The organism is Neoroseomonas terrae, from assembly GCF_018129025.1.
In the GTDB taxonomy this organism is placed as follows: domain Bacteria; phylum Pseudomonadota; class Alphaproteobacteria; order Acetobacterales; family Acetobacteraceae; genus Neoroseomonas; species Neoroseomonas terrae.
Window position 1 is genome coordinate 110,789 of the sequence record NZ_JAAEDI010000001.1, and the last position, 17,965, is coordinate 128,753.

The 17,965-nt window shown below is 70.2% G+C and carries 19 protein-coding genes; 9 read left to right on the forward strand and 10 right to left on the reverse strand.

Annotation, left to right across the window (positions count from 1 at the left end; all coding sequences use genetic code 11):
• Positions 1–87: 87 nt before the first annotated feature.
• Complete coding sequence (locus GXW78_RS00560) at positions 88–582, reverse strand: sigma-70 family RNA polymerase sigma factor (RefSeq protein ID WP_211865089.1); 495 nt, start codon at positions 580–582, stop codon at positions 88–90.
• Positions 583–644: 62 nt separating this feature from the next.
• On the opposite strand from GXW78_RS00560, the gene GXW78_RS00565 reads away from it, so the two are divergent.
• The 4 genes from GXW78_RS00565 (at position 645) to GXW78_RS00580 (ending at position 3,938) form a co-directional block, all read left to right on the forward strand.
• Positions 645–1,364 (forward strand): response regulator, encoded by a 720-nt coding sequence (locus GXW78_RS00565; RefSeq protein ID WP_211865090.1) that lies wholly within the window; start codon positions 645–647, stop codon positions 1,362–1,364.
• An 86-nt stretch (positions 1,365–1,450) separates the two neighbouring features.
• Positions 1,451–1,651: a CsbD family protein gene (locus tag GXW78_RS00570; protein ID WP_211865091.1), complete on the forward strand. Its 201-nt coding sequence runs from the start codon at positions 1,451–1,453 to the stop codon at positions 1,649–1,651.
• A gap of 123 nt (positions 1,652–1,774) precedes the next feature.
• A complete protein-coding gene (locus GXW78_RS00575; RefSeq protein WP_211865092.1) occupies positions 1,775–1,939 on the forward strand; it encodes a DUF1328 domain-containing protein in 165 nt (54 codons plus the stop codon).
• 160 nt (positions 1,940–2,099) lie between these two features.
• A complete protein-coding gene (locus GXW78_RS00580; protein ID WP_211865093.1) occupies positions 2,100–3,938 on the forward strand; it encodes an ABC transporter ATP-binding protein/permease in 1,839 nt (612 codons plus the stop codon).
• Positions 3,939–3,958: 20 nt separating this feature from the next.
• Here the strand turns inward: GXW78_RS00580 and GXW78_RS00585 are convergent, their stop codons facing one another.
• Entirely contained in the window at positions 3,959–5,200 is a 1,242-nt protein-coding gene (locus GXW78_RS00585; RefSeq protein ID WP_211865095.1) for a class I SAM-dependent methyltransferase, read from the reverse strand.
• Between the two features lie 109 nt (positions 5,201–5,309).
• On the opposite strand from GXW78_RS00585, the gene GXW78_RS00590 reads away from it, so the two are divergent.
• Positions 5,310–5,828, forward strand: coding sequence for an invasion associated locus B family protein (locus GXW78_RS00590; protein WP_211865097.1), 519 nt, complete (start codon positions 5,310–5,312; stop codon positions 5,826–5,828).
• On the forward strand, positions 5,825–7,006 hold the full coding sequence (rlmN, locus tag GXW78_RS00595) for a 23S rRNA (adenine(2503)-C(2))-methyltransferase RlmN (protein WP_246521729.1): 1,182 nt from the start codon (positions 5,825–5,827) through the stop codon (positions 7,004–7,006). The genes GXW78_RS00590 and rlmN overlap by 4 nt, the downstream gene beginning before the upstream one ends.
• On the opposite strand, the gene GXW78_RS00600 is transcribed toward rlmN, so the two are convergent.
• The 5 genes from GXW78_RS00600 to GXW78_RS00620 form a co-directional block, all read right to left on the reverse strand.
• Complete coding sequence (locus GXW78_RS00600; RefSeq protein WP_211865101.1) at positions 7,003–7,668, reverse strand: glutathione S-transferase family protein; 666 nt, start codon at positions 7,666–7,668, stop codon at positions 7,003–7,005. The genes rlmN and GXW78_RS00600 overlap by 4 nt on opposite strands.
• A gap of 285 nt (positions 7,669–7,953) precedes the next feature.
• Entirely contained in the window at positions 7,954–8,331 is a 378-nt protein-coding gene (locus GXW78_RS00605; protein WP_211865103.1) for a rhodanese-like domain-containing protein, read from the reverse strand.
• Between the two features lie 29 nt (positions 8,332–8,360).
• Positions 8,361–8,753: an MAPEG family protein gene (locus tag GXW78_RS00610; protein ID WP_211865108.1), complete on the reverse strand. Its 393-nt coding sequence runs from the start codon at positions 8,751–8,753 to the stop codon at positions 8,361–8,363.
• Positions 8,753–9,226, reverse strand: a complete 474-nt coding sequence (locus GXW78_RS00615; protein WP_211865110.1) for a YbaK/EbsC family protein — start codon at positions 9,224–9,226, stop codon at positions 8,753–8,755. The genes GXW78_RS00610 and GXW78_RS00615 overlap by 1 nt, the downstream gene beginning before the upstream one ends.
• Positions 9,227–9,228: 2 nt before the next feature.
• Positions 9,229–9,615: an MAPEG family protein gene (locus tag GXW78_RS00620; RefSeq protein WP_211865112.1), complete on the reverse strand. Its 387-nt coding sequence runs from the start codon at positions 9,613–9,615 to the stop codon at positions 9,229–9,231.
• Between the two features lie 62 nt (positions 9,616–9,677).
• Here GXW78_RS00620 and hemW point away from each other — a divergent pair, with 62 nt between their 5' ends.
• Together hemW and GXW78_RS00630 are read left to right on the forward strand one after the other, a co-directional pair.
• Complete coding sequence (hemW, locus tag GXW78_RS00625) at positions 9,678–10,832, forward strand: radical SAM family heme chaperone HemW (protein ID WP_211865114.1); 1,155 nt, start codon at positions 9,678–9,680, stop codon at positions 10,830–10,832.
• A gap of 64 nt (positions 10,833–10,896) precedes the next feature.
• A complete protein-coding gene (locus tag GXW78_RS00630; RefSeq protein ID WP_211865116.1) occupies positions 10,897–12,801 on the forward strand; it encodes a hypothetical protein in 1,905 nt (634 codons plus the stop codon).
• A gap of 43 nt (positions 12,802–12,844) precedes the next feature.
• Here GXW78_RS00630 and GXW78_RS00635 read toward each other — a convergent pair whose 3' ends face one another.
• Positions 12,845–13,606, reverse strand: coding sequence for a tellurite resistance TerB family protein (locus GXW78_RS00635; RefSeq protein ID WP_211865118.1), 762 nt, complete (start codon positions 13,604–13,606; stop codon positions 12,845–12,847).
• Between the two features lie 131 nt (positions 13,607–13,737).
• Positions 13,738–16,827 carry an AAA family ATPase gene (locus tag GXW78_RS00640; protein WP_211865120.1) on the reverse strand — a complete coding sequence of 1,030 codons (3,090 nt, stop codon included), beginning with the start codon at positions 16,825–16,827 and terminating at the stop codon, positions 13,738–13,740.
• Positions 16,828–16,883: 56 nt separating this feature from the next.
• On the opposite strand from GXW78_RS00640, the gene GXW78_RS00645 reads away from it, so the two are divergent.
• Entirely contained in the window at positions 16,884–17,231 is a 348-nt protein-coding gene (locus GXW78_RS00645; RefSeq protein WP_211865122.1) for a hypothetical protein, read from the forward strand.
• A 60-nt stretch (positions 17,232–17,291) separates the two neighbouring features.
• Here GXW78_RS00645 and GXW78_RS00650 read toward each other — a convergent pair whose 3' ends face one another.
• Positions 17,292–17,948 carry a hypothetical protein gene (locus tag GXW78_RS00650; protein ID WP_211865123.1) on the reverse strand — a complete coding sequence of 219 codons (657 nt, stop codon included), beginning with the start codon at positions 17,946–17,948 and terminating at the stop codon, positions 17,292–17,294.
• Positions 17,949–17,965 lie beyond the last annotated feature (17 nt).

The following is a 17,965-nucleotide window of genomic DNA, read 5'->3' on the forward strand; positions in this document are numbered from 1 at the left end:
TCGTTGCAGTGAGATGGAGATACCCGCAGCGTCTGCGGAGACAGGCCGATCCGTGCCCGCGGGGGCATGGGGCGGCGCATGTCCGGATCACGAAGATCGACCGCCGAAGGTCAGCGCCAGCGCCGCCCGGGCGCGGGATACCCGAGCTTTGACCGTCCCCACCGGTACGCCGGTGATAGCAGCAGCCTCCGCAATATCGAGTTCCATGGCAGCGACGAGGATCAGTGCCTCCCGTTGGGCCGCGGGGAGCGTCGTGATCGCGGCGCCAAGGTCGTGCAGCGCATCACGCCCCGGCTGGGTCGGTTCGGCCACGTCGGGCATCTCGATGATGGCTAGACCCTTCTGCTCAACCCGTCGCCGCCGTTGCTGGTCGAGGAACAGGTTGCGCAACACCCGGAAGATCCAGGCCCGTAGATCGCTTCCCGGCGTCCACGCATCCTGGCGCTCCAGCGCCCGCAGAACCGTGTCCTGCACCAAGTCGTCGGCCCGCACCGCGTCGCGCGCCAGGAACCGGGCAAAAGCCCGCAGCTGCGGTACGAGGGCGACGATAGCCTCGCGATATGCATCGCGGTGTTGTTTCATACGCCGCCGGCATGGGCTGCATCCATCCACCCGAGCATAGGACCGTTCCAGAAGGTGCCAAGATGAACGCCACGAACCAGACGGAGTTGCTGCGCGTGCTGCCCTATGCCCGCCGTTACGCGCGGGCGCTGACGGGCGCGCGGAGCAGCGGTGACGAGCTTGTCGCCGCCGCGCTGTCGGAGCCGCTGCCCGATATCGCGCCCCGCCTCGCGCTCTATGCGGCGGTTGCCCGTGCCGCGCCGGCCAGCGGGCCCGATGGCCTGCAGCGCAATCTTCTCCTGCTCACTGCCCTCGAGGATCTGACGGTCGACGATGCGGCCACGATCCTCGGCATCGACCGCGAACTGGCGGAACGGGAGTTGGAGGCCGGGCGCCTCGCATTGCGGGCCAGTGCGGCCACCGACATCCTGGTCATCGAGGACGAGCCGGTGATCGCGCTGGACCTGAAGCGCCTGGTCGAGACCTGCGGACACCGTGTCGTCGGTATCGCGGCGAGCGAGGCGGCGGCGGTGCGCCTCGCCGCGCAGAAGCGGCCGGGGCTGATCCTTGCCGACATCAATCTCGGCCGCGGCGGGGATGGCAGCAACGCCGTCGCCCGCATCCAGGAGGCGATGACCGTGCCCGTGATCTTCGTGACCGCGTATCCGGAGCGGCTGCTCACGGCCGAGGGCGTCGAGCCGACCTTCATTATCAGCAAGCCCTTTGAGCCGCTCGCGCTTGCCATCGCGACCTATCAGGCGGTGAATGGCGGGCGCGTGCCGGACGTCTCGATCGCTTCGTGAAGCCGGGGGTGGGCAACCGGGACGCCGCCGGCGCGTTTTTTCCGTCGAGGCCGCCATTAGCGGCGGCTGTGTGACAGGAGAACGCTATGAACAGCGATCAGTTCGCCGGCAACTGGAAGCAGCTCAAGGGCAAGGCGAAGGAGCAGTGGGGCAAGCTGACCGATGACGACCTGACGGTCATCGAAGGAAAGCGGGACCAGCTCGTCGGCCGGGTGCAGGAGCGCTACGGGATTGCCAAGGAGAAGGCCGAGGAAGAGGTGTCCGCCTGGGAGAAGCGCGGCCTCTGATCGCGCGGCTCACTTTGGGCCTTGAGAACGCCGCCGGGGTGTCCCCGGCGGCGTTTTCTTTTCGTGCAACCGCCTTTCCGCCGTCGACGTTGCTATGCCACGACCGCAACGGAGAGGACCCCCATGCTCTACTGGACCTTGATCTTCCTCGTGATCGCCATCGTCGCCGGCGTCCTCGGCTTCGGCGGTATCGCCTCCGCTGCGAGCGGCATCGCGAAGGTTCTGTTCGTTATCTTCCTCGTGCTCTTCCTCGTTTCGCTGATCGCCGGCAGGGGCTTCGCGGGATAACGTGGCGCCGGCCGGGCCATGGCCCGGCCGGGCGACCATCCTGTCGGAAAGGCCGTTCTCCGCCGCGGGTAAATACCGGCTGACGGGCGGGAGGGGGTTCCGGCAGAACTGTCGCGGCGCCGGTGGGGCGCCGCGGACCCGCAAGCCTCGGTGGTGTTGCATGTCCGACGTGACCGCTGCTGGCGCCACCGGGCGCCCTGGGACCTCCGACCTGCGGGGATTCTGGCGGTGGGTTCGAGCGTGGCTGGTCGCGCCCGACCGCGGGAAGGCGCGGCTGTTGATCGCCGGCGTCGTGGCCATGACGCTGGCGCAGGTTGCGATCCAGATCCGCTTCAATACCTGGAATCGCGACTTCTTCGATGCGCTGGACAAGCGCAATCCTGATGCTTTCCAGTACCAGATCATGGTCTTCCTCGTGCTTGCCGCTCTGTCCATGACGGCAGCGGTGTACCAGCTCTACCTCAAGCAGCTTCTGCAACTCGCCTGGCGGGAATGGCTGACGCGGCGGCTGACCAAGGCCTGGCTGCATGAGAGCCGGCAGTACCAGCTCGAAGCCGGGGCCGCCGAGGCGGACAACCCGGATCAGCGCATCGCCGAGGATGTCAGGCTTGCCGCCGACCTGTCCGTCGATTTCGTCGTCGGTCTGCTCGTATCGATTACTATGCTGATCGCCTTCGTGGGCATCCTGTGGTCGCTGTCGGGACCGCTCGACGTCGTGCTCGGCGGGATGAGCTTCCACATTCCCGGCTACATGGTCTGGGCGGCGGTTCTGTATGCGCTGATCGGCTCGGGCCTCACTTGGTGGGTGGGGCGCCCCATGGTCCGCATCCAGGTGCGGCGCACGACCGCCGAGGCCGATTTCCGCTTCGGGCTCACCCGCGCGCGCGAGAGCAGCGAAAGCATCGCCCTGATCCGCGGGGAGGCCGACGAGCGCCGTGGCATCGACCGGCTATTCGGCGAGGTTCGCGGCGTCTGGCGCGAACTCATGCGCAGCCAGCGCAATCTGATGTGGCTGACCAGCGCCTATGGCACGCTGGCAATGATCTTCCCGACCGTCGTGGCCTCCCCGGCCTATTTCGCGGGGGCAATGTCGCTAGGCGTGCTGATGCAGGTCGGCGCCGCCTTCGCGCAGGTGCAGGCGGCACTGAACTGGTTCGTCGACCGGTTCCCCAGCATCGCCGAATGGCGCAGCGCGACGTCCCGCCTGGTCGCCTTCCAGGACGCCCTGGACGATCTGGAAGCCCTGGCGGCCGATCCGGAACAGACGACGATCTCCATGGAGGAGACGAAGGAGGGCGAGCCGGAGAGGCTGGAGCTCGACCAGCTCGAGATCGCCCTGGCCGACGGCACCACGGTCATTGCCGGTGCTTCCGCCACGATCGAACCGGGCGAGCGCGTGCTGATCAAGGGTGAGTCCGGATCCGGCAAATCCACGCTGTTCCGTGCCATCGGCGGGCTCTGGCCCTGGGGCGGTGGGCGCATCATCACTCCGCCGCGCGAAGCCATGGCCTTCCTGCCGCAGCGGCCCTACGTGCCGCTCGGCACGCTCAGCGGCACGCTGACCTATCCGTCCTCGGCGGAATCCTTCGACAAGGACAAGCAGGTCGATGTGCTGGAGCGCGTCGGTCTCGGGCATCTGACAGACCAGTTGGAGGACGACCAGCGCTGGGACCGCGTGCTGTCCCTCGGCGAACAGCAGCGGCTCGCCATGGCGCGGCTGCTGCTGCAGGAACCGCGCTGGATCTTCCTCGACGAGGCGACGGCCGCGCTCGACGAGGAGAACCAGGATCTGATGATGACGATGCTGATCGACTCCCTGCCCGACTCCGCGATCGTGTCGATCGGCCACCGGCCGGGGTTGGACGCCTTCCACACGCGGACGTTGATGCTGGAAAAGCGGGAGGGTGGCGCCGGCTTCCGCCGTGCGGCGCCTAGGGTGGTCAGCGAGCGGACGAGGCGGCGTCGGGAGCGGTTCCTGCACCGGCGGATGCCGGTGTAGCGGGCGGTCGGGCGCGGGCGTTACCGCGCCGCCAGCAGCATCCGGTTCACACGTTCCATTGCCCCCGCGAGGGCGGCGAAATCCTTCGCGAAGGCTTCGCGGGAAACGCCGATCCCCGCCAGCTCGTCGCCGATCGCGCCGACGCTCCGCTGCCCATCCACCCGCGCGAGGATCGCCTGCGCGAGCCGCGGAAGCGGCATCGGCACGGTCAGCCCGTCGAAGGCGACGCGCAGGATACCGTCGGGCGGGATGCTGGTGGCGAGCTTCGTCCCATCTAGTTCCCGCAGCACCGGCACCGATTCCGGGTCGTCCCAGGCCGGCAGGGGGGCGGGTTCGCCCGCCCGGACGCAGTAGGCGATGTGGATGCCCATATTGCCGGTCGTCGCCTCGGCCAGCGCGGCGCGCTGCACCGGGTCGAGGCCCGCCGCGCGCTCGCGCAGACGCGGATCGACCAGAAAGCTGTCCGGGTCGTAGCGGAAAGGTTCGACAAAGCACCGAAGTTCAAGCCCTGCCGACGCTACCAGCGCGGCCAGGGCCGGCACGGTGAAGGCGACGTCGCGGGGGTTCAGGAGCAGGTCGTAGAGCCCGGCATCGCCGCCCTTCACATGGTCGGTGATCCAGGTGTTGCGGCGCAGCCAATTGGTTTCGGGCATCTGGCGCCAGAGCCGCTTGGCGATCTCGACCCGCTCGGCCGGCGGGCGGTTGGGCGGGGCGATCAGCCGCAGCGCGTCCTGCACCATGTAGACGCCGGTGCGTCCGTGCGGTGCGTAGACCATCAGCCCGATGCCACCCCCAGGCGCGAGCACGGAGACCAGCGCGCGCAGGCCGGCGGCGGGGTCGGGCAGGTGGTGCAGCACGCCGCAGCAATCGATGTAGTCGAAGGGGCCGAGCCCGCTGCCCGCGAGGTCGAGGATCGACCCCTCCTCGAACCGGACATTGCCGAGCGAGCGAGCGGCCACCCGCGCGCCGGCGATCTTGCGCGCCGCGGCCGACCGGTCGAGCCAGGTGACGACCCCCGGCCGGCCCGCGCTTTCCATCTGCTGCGCGAGCATCACGGTCGCATCACCCGACCCGCCGCCGGCGACCAGGGCGTTAAGCGGCCGGCCGGCTTGCCGCCTGGCGCCGAAGATCCAGTGGTCGATCTCCCGCAGATGGCTCGGGCTGCCGACGATCAGGCGCTTCGCTTCGTCGCGCGGGTCCCGCTGGGGATAGGGATAGGCTTCGTACTGGGCGGCCAGGGCAGCGTCGGCGGCGTCGGTCATGCGCAGGCTGTAGACCATTTGCCGGCGCAGCGGCACCGGGACACGATTCCGGGCCGCACGAGGATGCCCGCGGTTGCTCCCGGGAGCCGGGCTTCGTATCTAGAGCCCCATGCGGAAGCTCCTTCTCGTTACTGGCCTGATGGCCCTGGCTGTCGGTCCCGCCCTGGCTCAGCAGCGCGGCGGCACCGCCACGCCACAGGGGCCTCGACGGCTGGGCGATTTCCAGTCCTGGACCGCTGCCGTCCACACCGAGGGCGGACAGAAGGTCTGCTATGCCTTCACCCGGGCGACGCGCACCGACCCATCCCGGGAAAACGTCATCCTGACGGTGACGCACCGGGCCAATGGGCGCGATCAGGTGGCGCTGTCCGCCGGCTACGCCTATCCGCGGAACGCCGCGGTGACGGTCACGGTCGGTCAGCGGGAGCTTGCCTTCTATACCGGCGGCAATTCCGCCTTTGCGAGGGACGGACGGGCGGCGGTGACGGCCTTTCGCGGCGGCGCCGCCGCGACGGCCCGCGGCCCGCGCACGGGGGGCCGGGGGAACGCCACCGACACCTTCAGCCTGTCCGGCTTCACCGCCGCCTATGACGCGATCAGCGAGGAATGCCCGGCGGGGCGGCGATGACCACGGCCCCCGCCACGGACGGGCTGGCCGAGGCGGAACGGGCACGCATCCTCGCCAAGTCCGCCATTTTCGCCCCGCCGCCCGCCACCCTGCCGGATGGCCGCCGCGACCTGGTCGGCCTGTCGCGTGAGGAACTCGCCGAGGAAATGCTGGCGATCGGCGAGAAGCCGTTCCGTGCAAAACAGCTCTGGCACTGGATCTACCACCAGGGCGAGACTGATTTCGCCCTGATGACGACGATCGCGAAGCCGATGCAGGCGAAGCTCGCCGAGCGCTTCGTGATCGGCCGGCCGGAGGTCGCGACGCAGCAGGACAGCGCCGACACCACGCGCAAATGGGTTTTCGCCTTCCGCGACGCCCAGCGGGTCGAGACGGTCTACATTCCCTCGGTCGATGAGGATCGCGGCGCGGTCTGCATCAGCACGCAGGTGGGGTGCACCCTGTCCTGCAAATTCTGCCACACCGGCACGCAGAAGCTGGTGCGCAACCTCGGCGCGGCCGAGATCGTCGGCCAGTTCATGGCGGCGCGCGATTCCTACGGCGAATGGCCATCCCCCAAGGACGGCACGGCGCGGCACCTGTCGAACATCGTCGTCATGGGCATGGGCGAGCCGCTCTACAATTACGAGAACGTCGCCAAGGCGCTGAAGATCGTGATGGACCACGAGGGCATCGGGCTTTCGCGGCGCCGCATCACGCTCTCCACCTCCGGCGTCGTACCGATGATGGATCGATGCGGGGCGGAACTCGGCGTTGGGCTCGCGGTGTCCCTGCACGCCGTGACGAACGAGCTACGCGACGAGATCGTGCCGCTGAACCGGAAGTATCCGATCGAGGAGCTGATGGCGGCCTGCCGTCGCTATCCCGGCGCTTCCAATGCGCGGCGCATCACCTTCGAATACGTCATGCTGCGCGGCGTGAACGACAGCGAGGCCGAGGCGCGCGAGCTGATCCGCCTGCTGCGCGGCCTGCCGGCCAAGGTGAACCTGATCCCGTTCAACCCGTGGCCGGGCAGCGCCTACAAGACCTCGACCTCCGAGGCGATCCAGCGCTTCGCCGCCATCCTGAACGATGCAGGCTACGCCAGCCCCATCCGGCGCCCGCGCGGGCGGGACATCCTCGCGGCCTGCGGTCAGCTCAAGACGGAAAGCGAGCGGAAGCGGGCCTCGGCGGCCTAAGACCCGGTTTCACCGCTGCTGCGCGCCACGAATACCGCATGCTGCGCGTCGTAGGCGCGCTGGTAGGCAGGGCGGGCCAGCCCGCGGGCGATGTAGGCCGGCAGGTTCGGATAGGTCTCAAGGATGCCGGACCGTTCCAGCCGGCGCAGCACCGTCACCATCAGCAGGTCCCCGGCGCTGAAGGCACCATCGAGCCAGTCGGCGTCGCCCAGGCGATCCGACAGGCGTCGCACCCGGTTGTGGATGCGGTCTTCGAGAATGGGCCGCCGCTCCTCGAACCAGGTCCTGTCGCGCTCCGTGAAGCCGGCGACCTCGCGTTCGAGGATTGGCGGCTCGATCGTGTTGAGCGCGCAGAACATCCAGCCGATCGCGCGCGCCCGGGCGTCCGGGTCGTTCGGCAGGAGGCCCGCCCGCTGCTCGGCGATCCGCAGCACGATCGCCCCGGATTCGAACAGGGCAAGGTCGCCTTCCTCGTAGGTCGGGATCTGACCGAAGGGCTGGAGCGCTAGATGCGCCGGCTCCTTCATGGTTTCGAACGACACCAGCCGGACGTCATAAGGCTGGCCTACCTCCTCGAAAGCCCAGCGGACGCGCATGTCGCGGGCGAAGCCGCGGCCGCGGTCGGGCGAGTTCCTGAATGCGGTGATGACGGGGAGGGACATGGTCTGCCTCCTGGTTTACGGAGCGGGTCGGAGAGGGATGCTGCCCTGCTCGTTACTTTGGCGGCGGTGCCGCCAAGGCCGAAAGGCCTTTGCAAACCTCAACCTGGCGCCGTGCACGCCCGTCAGAATGCTCGTCGAGGTCCGCTTCCGCGCCCGAACTGCGCTGTGGGAGACGGCAGGCCTGCCGTTGTGCCCTGCGCCAACAGATTGCGGTCCAGGATGCCCAGCATCCTGGCGGGGAGAGCCCGAGAGGGGCGGCGCCCCTCTCGGTCCCGCATCCCCTGACTACTTCTCCACTTCGCCGCCGGCTTCCAGCCAGTTCTTGAACCCGCCGAGGTTCCGGACCTTCTTGTACCCCATCTCCTTCAGCGTCTTGAGCACCAGGGCCGACCGGCCGCCGGAGGCGCAATAGGCAACGACGGTCTTGTTCGGGTCGAAGGCCTTGTCGTGGGATGCGGCGGTGGTGTCGGCGCGGAACTCGACCAGGCCGCGCGGGACGGCGACGGCGCCCGGCACCTTGCCGGAGGCGGCGACCTCGGCCGGTTCGCGCACATCGAGGAACAGCACGTCAGGGCGGCCGACCAGTCCCTTCGCCTCCTCGGCGGAAATGCGCGGCACGGCGGCCTCGGCGGCGGCGAGCATCTGCTGGACGGTAAGCGGCATGGGCGATCCTCCTCGGTTGGTCAGACAGCCTAGCCCCATCCCGACAGAGAGGCGACCAGGCAGGCGGCGGCCCCGAGGGCGATGGCGGCGAAGGTGGCCGACATGCCGACGACGCGGAAGCGGATGTCCTCGACCTGCCGCGTGATGCCCCAGGCGTGGATGACGCGGCCGACGAGCAGCAGCGCGCCGATTGCGTTCACCGCCCAGCCGGGCGTGCCGCTGGCCTCGGCCAGCGCCAGCAGCAGCAGGGCGAAGGGGGCATATTCGGTGAAGTTCGCCTGGGCGCGCACGGCGCGTTCGAGGGCCGGATGACCGCCCGTGCCGATTTCGACATCCATCGCGTGGCGCATCGGCACGATGCGCATGGACAGCCAAAGCAGCAGCGGCGCATGCAGCGCGGCCCAGAGCGCGGTCGCCTGCATCAGCCGTCTTCCTTTACATCTGCCGCCGTCGCGCGGGTCAGGCGCAGCAGCTCGGCGGGGGAGGAGCGGAACACATGCATGGGCGAGCCGGCCGCCGCCCATACGGCATCGAGCGCCAGCAGGTCCTGGTCGAGCAGCAGGATCGGTGGTGAGAGATGGCCGACCGGAGACACGCCGCCGATGGCGAAGCCCGTGGTGTCCCGCACCCAGGACCCGTCGGCGCGCTTCACCGGCTGGCCGATAGCGGCGGCGACCTTGGCCATGTCGACGCGGTTGGCGCCGGAGGCGATCACGAGCACGGCCCGCGGCCCGGCGCGGAAGACGATGGATTTCGCGATCTGCGCGACGTCGCAGCCGACCGCGGCGGCGGCGTCCGCGGCGCTGCACGTGCCTTCGGGGAAGGCCGTGATGGTGTCGGGGTGGCCGGCGGCGGTGAGGGCGGCGCGGACGCGATCGACGGAGGACCCGCTCACGGTCAGCCCATCCCGGCCGCCATGGCCATGACCCCCGCGCCGACCAGCGCGCCGAGGGTCAGCAGCATGCCGAGCCCGCGCAGCGACAGGATGTCCGGCTCCCGCGACACGCCGGCGGCGTGGCACAGGCGCCCGGCCAGCATCGCCGTCCCGGCCACGTGCAGCGCCCAGGGGGCGGCGCCGCAGAGTTCCGCCGCCAGCAGCGTCGCGAGAAACAGCGGCACGTATTCCGTGAAGTTCGCGTGCACGCGGGACGCGCGTTCCAGCAGCGGATCGCCGCCGCTGCCGATCATCACCTGCTTCGGGAAGCGCAGGGCCATCACGCGAATGGTCAGGAGCAGGAACAGCAGGATCAGCGGCGCGGCGTAAAGGGCGGTGATCTTCGGCATCGTGGTTCCCTCGGTTCGACACGGCGGGCCCGACGCGCCATATGCGCCCCGTGGGACACAGCATGACCGAACCCCTCGCCCTGTACATCCATTGGCCGTTCTGCGCCGCCAAGTGTCCTTATTGCGACTTCAATTCCCATGTGCGGGACCGGCTGGACCAGGCACGCTTCCGCGACGCGCTGCGGCGGGAACTGGCACATGAGGCCGCGCGGGTCGGCCGCCGGCCGCTCGCCAGCATCTTCTTCGGTGGCGGAACACCGTCGCTGATGGACCCGGAGACGGTCGCCGCGCTGATTGCGGATGCCCGGTCGCTGTTCGATGCCGGTCCGGAGATCGAGATTACGCTCGAGGCCAACCCGACCAGTGTCGAGGCCGCGAAGCTCGCCGCCTTCCGCGATGCCGGGGTGAACCGGGCGAGCCTCGGTGTGCAGTCGCTGGAGGAGGAGGCGCTGCGCTTCCTGGGCCGCAGGCACGACGCAGCGCAGGCGATCGCGGCGCTGGAGACGGCGCGTGGCATCTTTCCCCGCCTGTCCTTCGACCTGATATACGCCCGCCCCGGCCAGGACGAGGCGTCCTGGCGCGCCGAGCTGCGCCGGGCGCTGGCGCTCGCCGCCGACCACCTCTCCCTCTATCAGTTGACCATCGAGCCGGGGACGCAGTTCGCAACGCTGCACGCCCGCGGTGCCTTTGCGTTGCCCGAAGGGGATGATGCTGCGCGTCTGTACCATGCGACCGCGGAGGAGGCGGCGCGCTTCGGCCTGCGCTCCTATGAAGTCAGCAACTATGCGAAGGCGGGCGCGGAAAGCCGGCACAACCTCGCCTATTGGCGGTATGGCGACTATCTCGGCATCGGCGCAGGGGCGCATCAGCGCCTGCTGATGGATGGGAGGATGCTTGCCACCCGCCGGCATCGTGCGCCCGAGGAATGGGCCAATCGCGTCGAACGCGACGGCCACGCAGCGGTCGAGGAAGAGGAGCTGGTCCCGGCCGACCGCGCGCGGGAGGCGCTGTTGATGGGCCTGCGCCTTGCCGAGGGCATCGACCCGGCGCGCGTCGAGGCACGATCCGGCCTGCCATTCGATCAGGCTATCGACCCCGCCATGCTGGGGGCCCTGCTGGACGAGGACTACCTGACCTGGACGCCCGAGGGCCGCCTGCGCGCGACCGAGGAAGGCATCGTCCGGCTGGATGCGGTGCTGCCCGTGCTGCTGCGGTGACCCGCATCGCTTGACGGACCGCACCGATGCCGGAACGGTGAGGCCGATCACGGAGGCCAGTGCGATGCGGTTTGGTGCCCTTTTCCGGCGCGGCTTCTGCCGCTGTGGCTCCGCCTCGGACCTGGCGCCGCTGAACGCGCAGGCGGTCGCGCCCGTGCGCGGCGGCGACCCTGCGCTCGGCCCTGCCTTCGGGCCGCTGCCGGCGCCGCTCGCGGCCTGGAAGACCTTCACGGATGGGCCGGTCAGCATCGTCTACACGACCGATGCGGCCGCGCATCGCTTCCACGCGCTGGCGCCCGAGGCCTGCGCCGCGCCGGGCAGCGTGCCGGAAGCCTGCGTGGTCGCCGACATCGACCTCGGCCGGCTGACGGACCCGGCGCATCCGGCGCAGGTCCAGCGCACGGCGCGGATGGCGGCGCATTCGCTCGCGGTGTTCCGCGACCTCGGCTTCCGCGTGCCGGACACGCTGACCATCCGCCTCTGCACCTTCGGCCGCGAGAAGGGGGCGAATTACCGTGGCGGGACGGAGGTGTGGCTTGACCACGTCTGGGTCTCGACCCGGCTGAGCGATGCCGATGCGCTGCTGACCGTGGCGCATGAGGTCTTCCACCGGGTCCAGTACCTGTATAATGCGACGAGCAACAAGACGTCGCCGCTATACGCCGCACTGCGCGAAGGCGGCGCTCGGCTCGCCGAGGACTGGGTGCTCGATTCCGGCGACCGCTATCTGAAGGACGGGTCCGAGCTGCTCGGTGATCCTGGTCGCCCGCTGCTGCACCATGCCGCGCCGGGCGGGGAGATCGCGCCGCATTCCTATGCCGCGGCGCTGTTCTGGCGCTGGCTCTGCGAACAGCATGGCGAGCGGGCCGGCGCATCGGATTTCGGCCATGAGGTGATGCGCACTGTCCTCGAACGGATGGTCGACGACAGCGGCTACATCCTGCAGGACCTGCGGGAAGCGCGCGGGCTGGTGTACGGGGAGGGGCACCTCGACCGCTTTCAGCACCTGGACGTGGCGGGCGGCGAAACGCTCTCGACCGAGACGGATTGGGGCAACTTCCTCGTCGCGAACTGGCTGCACGGCACGGGCAAGCCGACGCCGGACCTGCGATTCGACTATGTCGAGGATGATGCGGGCGACGGCGCCTTCAGCGGCAAGCGCCCCTTCGTATGGCCGGGCGAGGCCCTGCGCGCGGAACAGCTCCCCGCCAAGCCGTACAGCTTCGTCATCCCCGGCGGGGCGGTCCGCGCGGGGTTCGCGGCGCGCTACAACACGATCGACGTGACGGGCTCGTCCCCACCGCTCGTGCAGCTCGACTTCGAGGTGCAGGACGGCATGGAGGATCCGCTCGTCCAGGTGCTGATGGTCAGCCGCGACGCCGACGGCCGGGAAAAGCTGAAGGACCTGATCCGCAGCGACCGGACCCGCTGGAGCACCGTCATCCCGACGAAGGGCCTGGCGCAGATCGTCGTCATCGTCGCGGCACGCGAGAAGCCGGGACGCTATCGGCTGGCCCTGTCGGCCGCAGCAGGCCAAGCGGTGCTGCACGTCGCGCCGTGCAACGCCGCGGCGGGCACGAGCTTCGAGACCGACCCGCGCGCCGGCGCCTGGCCCTGGACGTCGCCGGACGTCGCCCTGGACGGAACGGATATCCGCATCCGCGTCACCAACCGCGGCGATGTCGTGAGCGGGCAGGCGACGGTGGCTTTGGCGGCTCAGGGGACGACCGCCGACGTGCCGCTGAAGGCCGCGGCTTGGCGGCCGGTGGGGGACGGCACGCTGCCGCCCATCGAACCGGGTGCCACGGCCACGTTGCGCATCCCCTGGCAGGCCCCGGCTGTCCCGAAGGCCGCGACCGGGTGGGGGCTGCGCGCCACCGTGACCGACGAAGCCGGTGGCGAGAGGCTGGTCGTATTGTCGTCGGTCGGCGCGCTGGCGCGGCCGCGGCGGTTCGATACGGTGTTGTAGGGCAGTCAGCGGGGCGGCGTTGTGCCGCCCCTTCCCGATTGGGCTATCGCTGCCCCGACGCCGCCATATCCGCCTGCCGGTCGAGATGGGCGACGAGGTCGCCCGGCAGCTTCAGCCGGTGGGCGAGGGCTTCGAGATACGCCCGTTCCGACGGATCGTCAGGATCAACGGCCAGGCGGGAGACCAGATACAGCTCGGACGCCTGTTCCTGTGTCGTCGCGGCGGCGGCGACCTCGCTGACGCCGACCGGCGCGTTCAGGGTATCGAAGACGAAGGCCTTGGCCTCGGCATCGAGGCCGGCCTGTTCGACCTGCGCGAAGATGCGGCGATGCTCCTCGGCGTCGATATGGCCGTCGGCGCGGGCGGCGCCGATCATGGCGCGGATCAGCGACAGCTCGAAGGGCTCGCCGCCGGCCGCGGGCGCGGCGCCGGGCAGGAAGCGCGGATCCACCGAAGCGACATCGTTCTGCGTGGGCGGCACGGCGCCGGCCGGCTGGCGGCCCGCCTGCCAGTTCTGCACCGCGCGGTCGGCCAGGGCGCCGAGCAGCGCGGCGCCGCCATGGCTCAGGAAGCTGCCGCCCCGACCTTTCTTCTTGCCGACCAGGAGCGAGAGAAGGCCGCCGGCCGCGGCGGCACCGGCCAGCCCGCCAACCCCGCCCTGGCCGAGGACCTGCCGGGCCTTGTCGGCGATGCCGCCGGCGCCCCCGAGCGCAGAGGGAGCCGCGTTTGGCTGCCCCATGGCCTGATTGGTGGACCCCGAGCCGGCGCCGAGGAAGCGGTTCAACAATGCCTGAGCGTCAATCATGCGGCGTGAGATCGGGATGCGATGCGGCTGCGGCAAGATTGCCGAAAGTTTAAGTTTTCTGCGGAAGAAGGGCCTGCGCCGTGTGATGCAGATCGCAGTCACGTCCGCGCGATGGCCCGACCATCGGCAACTCAGAGAAGATCGGGACCGGCCATGCTGCGGATGCGCGTCGCCAGCGGACGAAGCGACAGGGCCTGCGCCAGGTCGAGCGCAGTTTGAAAGCGGCGGCTGGCCAGCGCGTCATCGCCGGACATCTGGGCGATGCGGGCTTCAACCGCCAGGGCGTGGGCCAGGGCACCGCGCGCGCCCTGCCGCTCGGCGAGGCCGCGTGCTGCCTCGGCCTGCGCGGCGGCTTCCGGGACTTGGCCCTCCGCGAGATGCGCTTCGGCGAGGAAGGCGAGGCGCAGCGGTTGCTGGAACATGAAGCCCATCGCCTCCGCCTCGCGCACCGCGGCGGAGAGGTGGCGCACGCCGTCGGACCAGCGCCCCGCCGCCGTGCAGGCTGCGCCGAAGAAGCCTTCCGCGACCGGCATCATGAGCTGCGTCTCGGACCGACGGCAGAACTCAACGGCCTCCTCGAGCGGCGCCATGGCGGCGGTGGGCTCGCCGGTCATCAGCCGCAGATGGCCCTCCGCGATGGTCGCGAAGATGGAGGTGAAGGGCTTCCGCACCGTCTCAGCCAGCGTCTTGCACGCATCGACGGCTTCCGCGGCGCGCTGGAAGTCGCCGAGTTCGCCGAGTGCGCGCGCGCGATAGCCGAGCGCGACAACGGTCAACGGCCGTTCCAGGCCGAAACGGTCGAGATAGCCCGGCTGCTCGGCGAACTCCGCGACAGTCGCCATGGCGGTTGCGGCGGCCTCGAACTGGCACAACCCCATCTGGCCGAGCGCGGCCTGGAAGCCGGCCCGGACCACCAAAGCGGGGTCGTCGGCGCTGCGGCCGATCGCGGCGGCGCGCTCGGCGGCGCCGATCGCGCCGGCGTTGTCGCCGGCGAGCCAGCGCTGGTGGCTCATGAACAGCGCAAGCTGGCCGAGGCGTTCATGGTCGCCGAGCCGCTCGGCCAGCGTCTCGGCCTCCCGCAGCCGATCGAACAGCGGGCCGACCTGGCCGAGCCGGAACAGCGGCGTTCGCAGGTCGAAGCGCAGGTCGACGGAATCGCGCAGCACCTCGCCGCTCTCGGGCAGGCGGGTCAGCGCGTCCATCGCCTGTTCGAAGAACTGCACGGCCTCCTGGTTCGCCGATCGCGCCGCGGCCTTGCGGCCGGCATCCCGCCCGTAGCGCGCCGCCTTCTCCCATGCCTCGCCGCGGCACGCGTGCAGGGCGAGCGCCTCGATCCGATTGGTCAGCCGGTCGCCATGCTCGCCTTCGAGCACGTCGACGAGCCGTGCATGCTGCGTGCGGCGATGCGACCGCAGCATGCCGGCATAGGTCGTCTCCTGGATCAGGGCGTGACGGAAGTTGAAGGCCGTGCTGTCCGCGCCGCCGGAGACGAGCAGGTTGGCATGCTGCAACCGCGCGAGGGCCGGGCTGATCTCAGCCTCGGTGCGGTCGAGCATGGCCGCGAGCACGGCCGGCTCCAGCTCCCGCGACATGATCGCCGCCGCCTGCATCACCGCCTTGTCGGCCGGCAGCAGCCTGTCGAGACGGGAAGCGATGATGCTGCGGACGGTGTCCGGCAGGTCGAGCGCCTCGATCTCCGCGACCAGCCGATAGGCGCCGCGCTGGCCGATCAGCGCGCCCTGCTCGATCAGCGAGGCGATGCACTCCTCGAGGAAGAAGGGGTTGCCGCCGGTGCGCTCGACCAGCAGGCGGGCGAGGCGCCGATTGCCGATCTCGTCGCCGAGGATCTGGCGGATCAGCTCATGTGTGTCGTCGGGCGTCAGCGGTTCGACATGCAGCGCGTTGATCGAGGACGGCCAAGCATGAGTGAACTCCGGCCGGTGGTCGAGCAGCAGCATCTGCCGCGTCGCCGGCAGTTCCGCTGCGACGCGGTCGAGCACGGCGAGCGTCTCGCCATCCGCCCAATGCAGGTCCTCAACGGTCAGCACCAGGGGGCGAGTGTCGGCCATGTGTCGGAACAGGCCGACAAAGGCGGAATGCAGCCGCCGCTGCCGCTGATCGGGCGCGAGCGCCCGCCAAGCGGCTTCTTCGGCGCCCCGACTGAGGCTCGCGACGAGGGCCGGGATGGCGTCGCCCATCCGGGGGCCCGCATCGCGCAGGCCGGCGTCGACCCGCTCGTGGACCCGGTCGGTGTCGTCGTCGGGCGTGATGCCGAAATGTGCCCGCGCCAGCGTGGCGAGCGGCGCGAGCGGCGTCGCGGAATCGTAGCGCTGGCAATGCGCGTGCATCACCAGCGGGTTGTCCTGCGGCTGTCGCGCGAGGAATTCGTGGACGAGCCGCGACTTGCCGCAGCCGGCATCGCCAACCAGGACGACGCCGGCGCCATGTCCCGCCGCGCTGCGGGACAGGGCGTCCTCAAGCACCGACAATTCGGTGGCGCGGCTGACGAAGGGCGCGTGGCCGCGCCGGGCGGTGAGCTGAAGCCGCGGTCGGCGCGGATCGGCGGCGACCAGCCGGTACACCTCGACCGGCTCGGTGGCACCGCGCAGGTCGAGCTGCCGCGGCGTGTCGGCGGTGACATAGCCTTCCACGAGACGGTAGGTCGCCGCCGAGATCCAGGCTTCACCGGGTTCCGTCGCCTGCTCGATGCGGGCGGCGATGTGCACCACGGCACCGGCGGCATCGAGGCCAGTAGAAAGGTCGTTGGCGACGTCGTGCACCACGACCTCGCCCGAATGGACGCCGATGCGGGCGGCGAGATCGACGCCATGCTGCGCCCGCTGGTCCCGCGCGACGGCGCGCAGGGCGTCGCGCATGGCAAGCGCGGCGCAGCAGGCGTTGAGCGCGTGCTGCTCCATCGCGGCCGGGGCGCCGAACATCGCCATGACGCCGTCGCCGAGGACGCGATTGACCGTGCCGCCGAAGCGGCGGATCGCCTCGACCATCGCGTCGACTGCGGGTCTCAGCAGTTCGCGCGCACGCTCCGGATCCTCATTGTAGATCAGCCGCGTCGAGCCGCGGATGTCCGCGAAGAGCACGGAGAGCGCCTTGCGTTCCTCGCTGGGCGGGGGCGTCGTCAGGGACTGGCCGCAGGCGTGGCAGAACCGCGCCGCTGCGACGACCGGCGTCGTGCATTTCGGGCAGCGCGGCGAATCTTCCACGGCGGACATCGTAGTGCGATACCACACACATCGTTACGGAGAGGATCGACAATCCTATGACCGATGACCCCTTTGACAAGATGCCGCTCGCCAGGGCCCGCGAGGCGGCGTTCGACGCCGATGCGGACCTCGCGACGTACGAGATCCTGTGGACCCCGGGGTCGGTGACACGCGCGGTGTTCCATCCGGGGCCGTTCAGCGTGACTTATCGCCAGTCCGGCCGCATCCAGCGCTACCTGATGAAGGACGGGGAGTGGGAGGCGCAGCCGCCGGAGGATGTCGTCGCCGGGAAGCCGGTCCGCCGCGATGAGACGGGGGTCATCCAGCGCGTGGTCAATCTCGGTGACGGCGACCTCGAGGCCGACAAGGACCAGGAAGGCGGGCGCTCCAAGGTCTGGCCGTGATGCGGTGCCGCGCCAGGGCGCACTGAGCGCACGCCCTGGCGCTGGACGCTCCATCCCCGCTCAGCGGGGGGTTCGCGCGGCGACCGTTGCCATGGCCTGCTGACGTTCGAGGCGGGCGAGGTCCTCGACCAGATAGCCGCGCAGCGTATCGGCGGAATCGATGGTGGCGGTCTGGGCGCGCTCTGCGCGGGCGATGCCGGGCGCCGCCGCCTGGCGGATCTGTTCCGCACGGTCGGCGAACCAGGCATCCCGCGCCGCGGCGGAGGCGAAGGGTTGCGGTGGCAGTGGCACGACCGTGTCATCGTAGCGGCGGGTGATGCCGCTTCGTACCGCGACGAGGTTCTGCGCGACGCCGGTGCCGATCGGCTGCGGGTGGTGGATGTTCGCGGCGAAATCCCGGACCGGTCGGATGGCCACCGTGGTTTCCATGCTGCCGGGCGCGACGCAGGTGGCGTCGATCGCCGCCGTGCTGCGAGGAAGCGGCACGGTGGCGGGTGTGGTGACATCGGCAACGAGGGTGCTCGTTTCCCGGTTGGTCAGCACGCAGCGAGCGCCGCTCGGATCCGAGGCGAGGGCGATGCTGCCGGCATAGGCCGGCGGGCGGGGCGCACCGCCAAGGGCCGTAGCATCGCTGAGGCCGCTGCCGCAGCCGGCCAACGCCAGGGGCGCCAGCAGGAGAAGAGGGGCCGCTGCGATCGGGGGCCTGCGCCTGGGCATCAACTGTATTCCTTGCC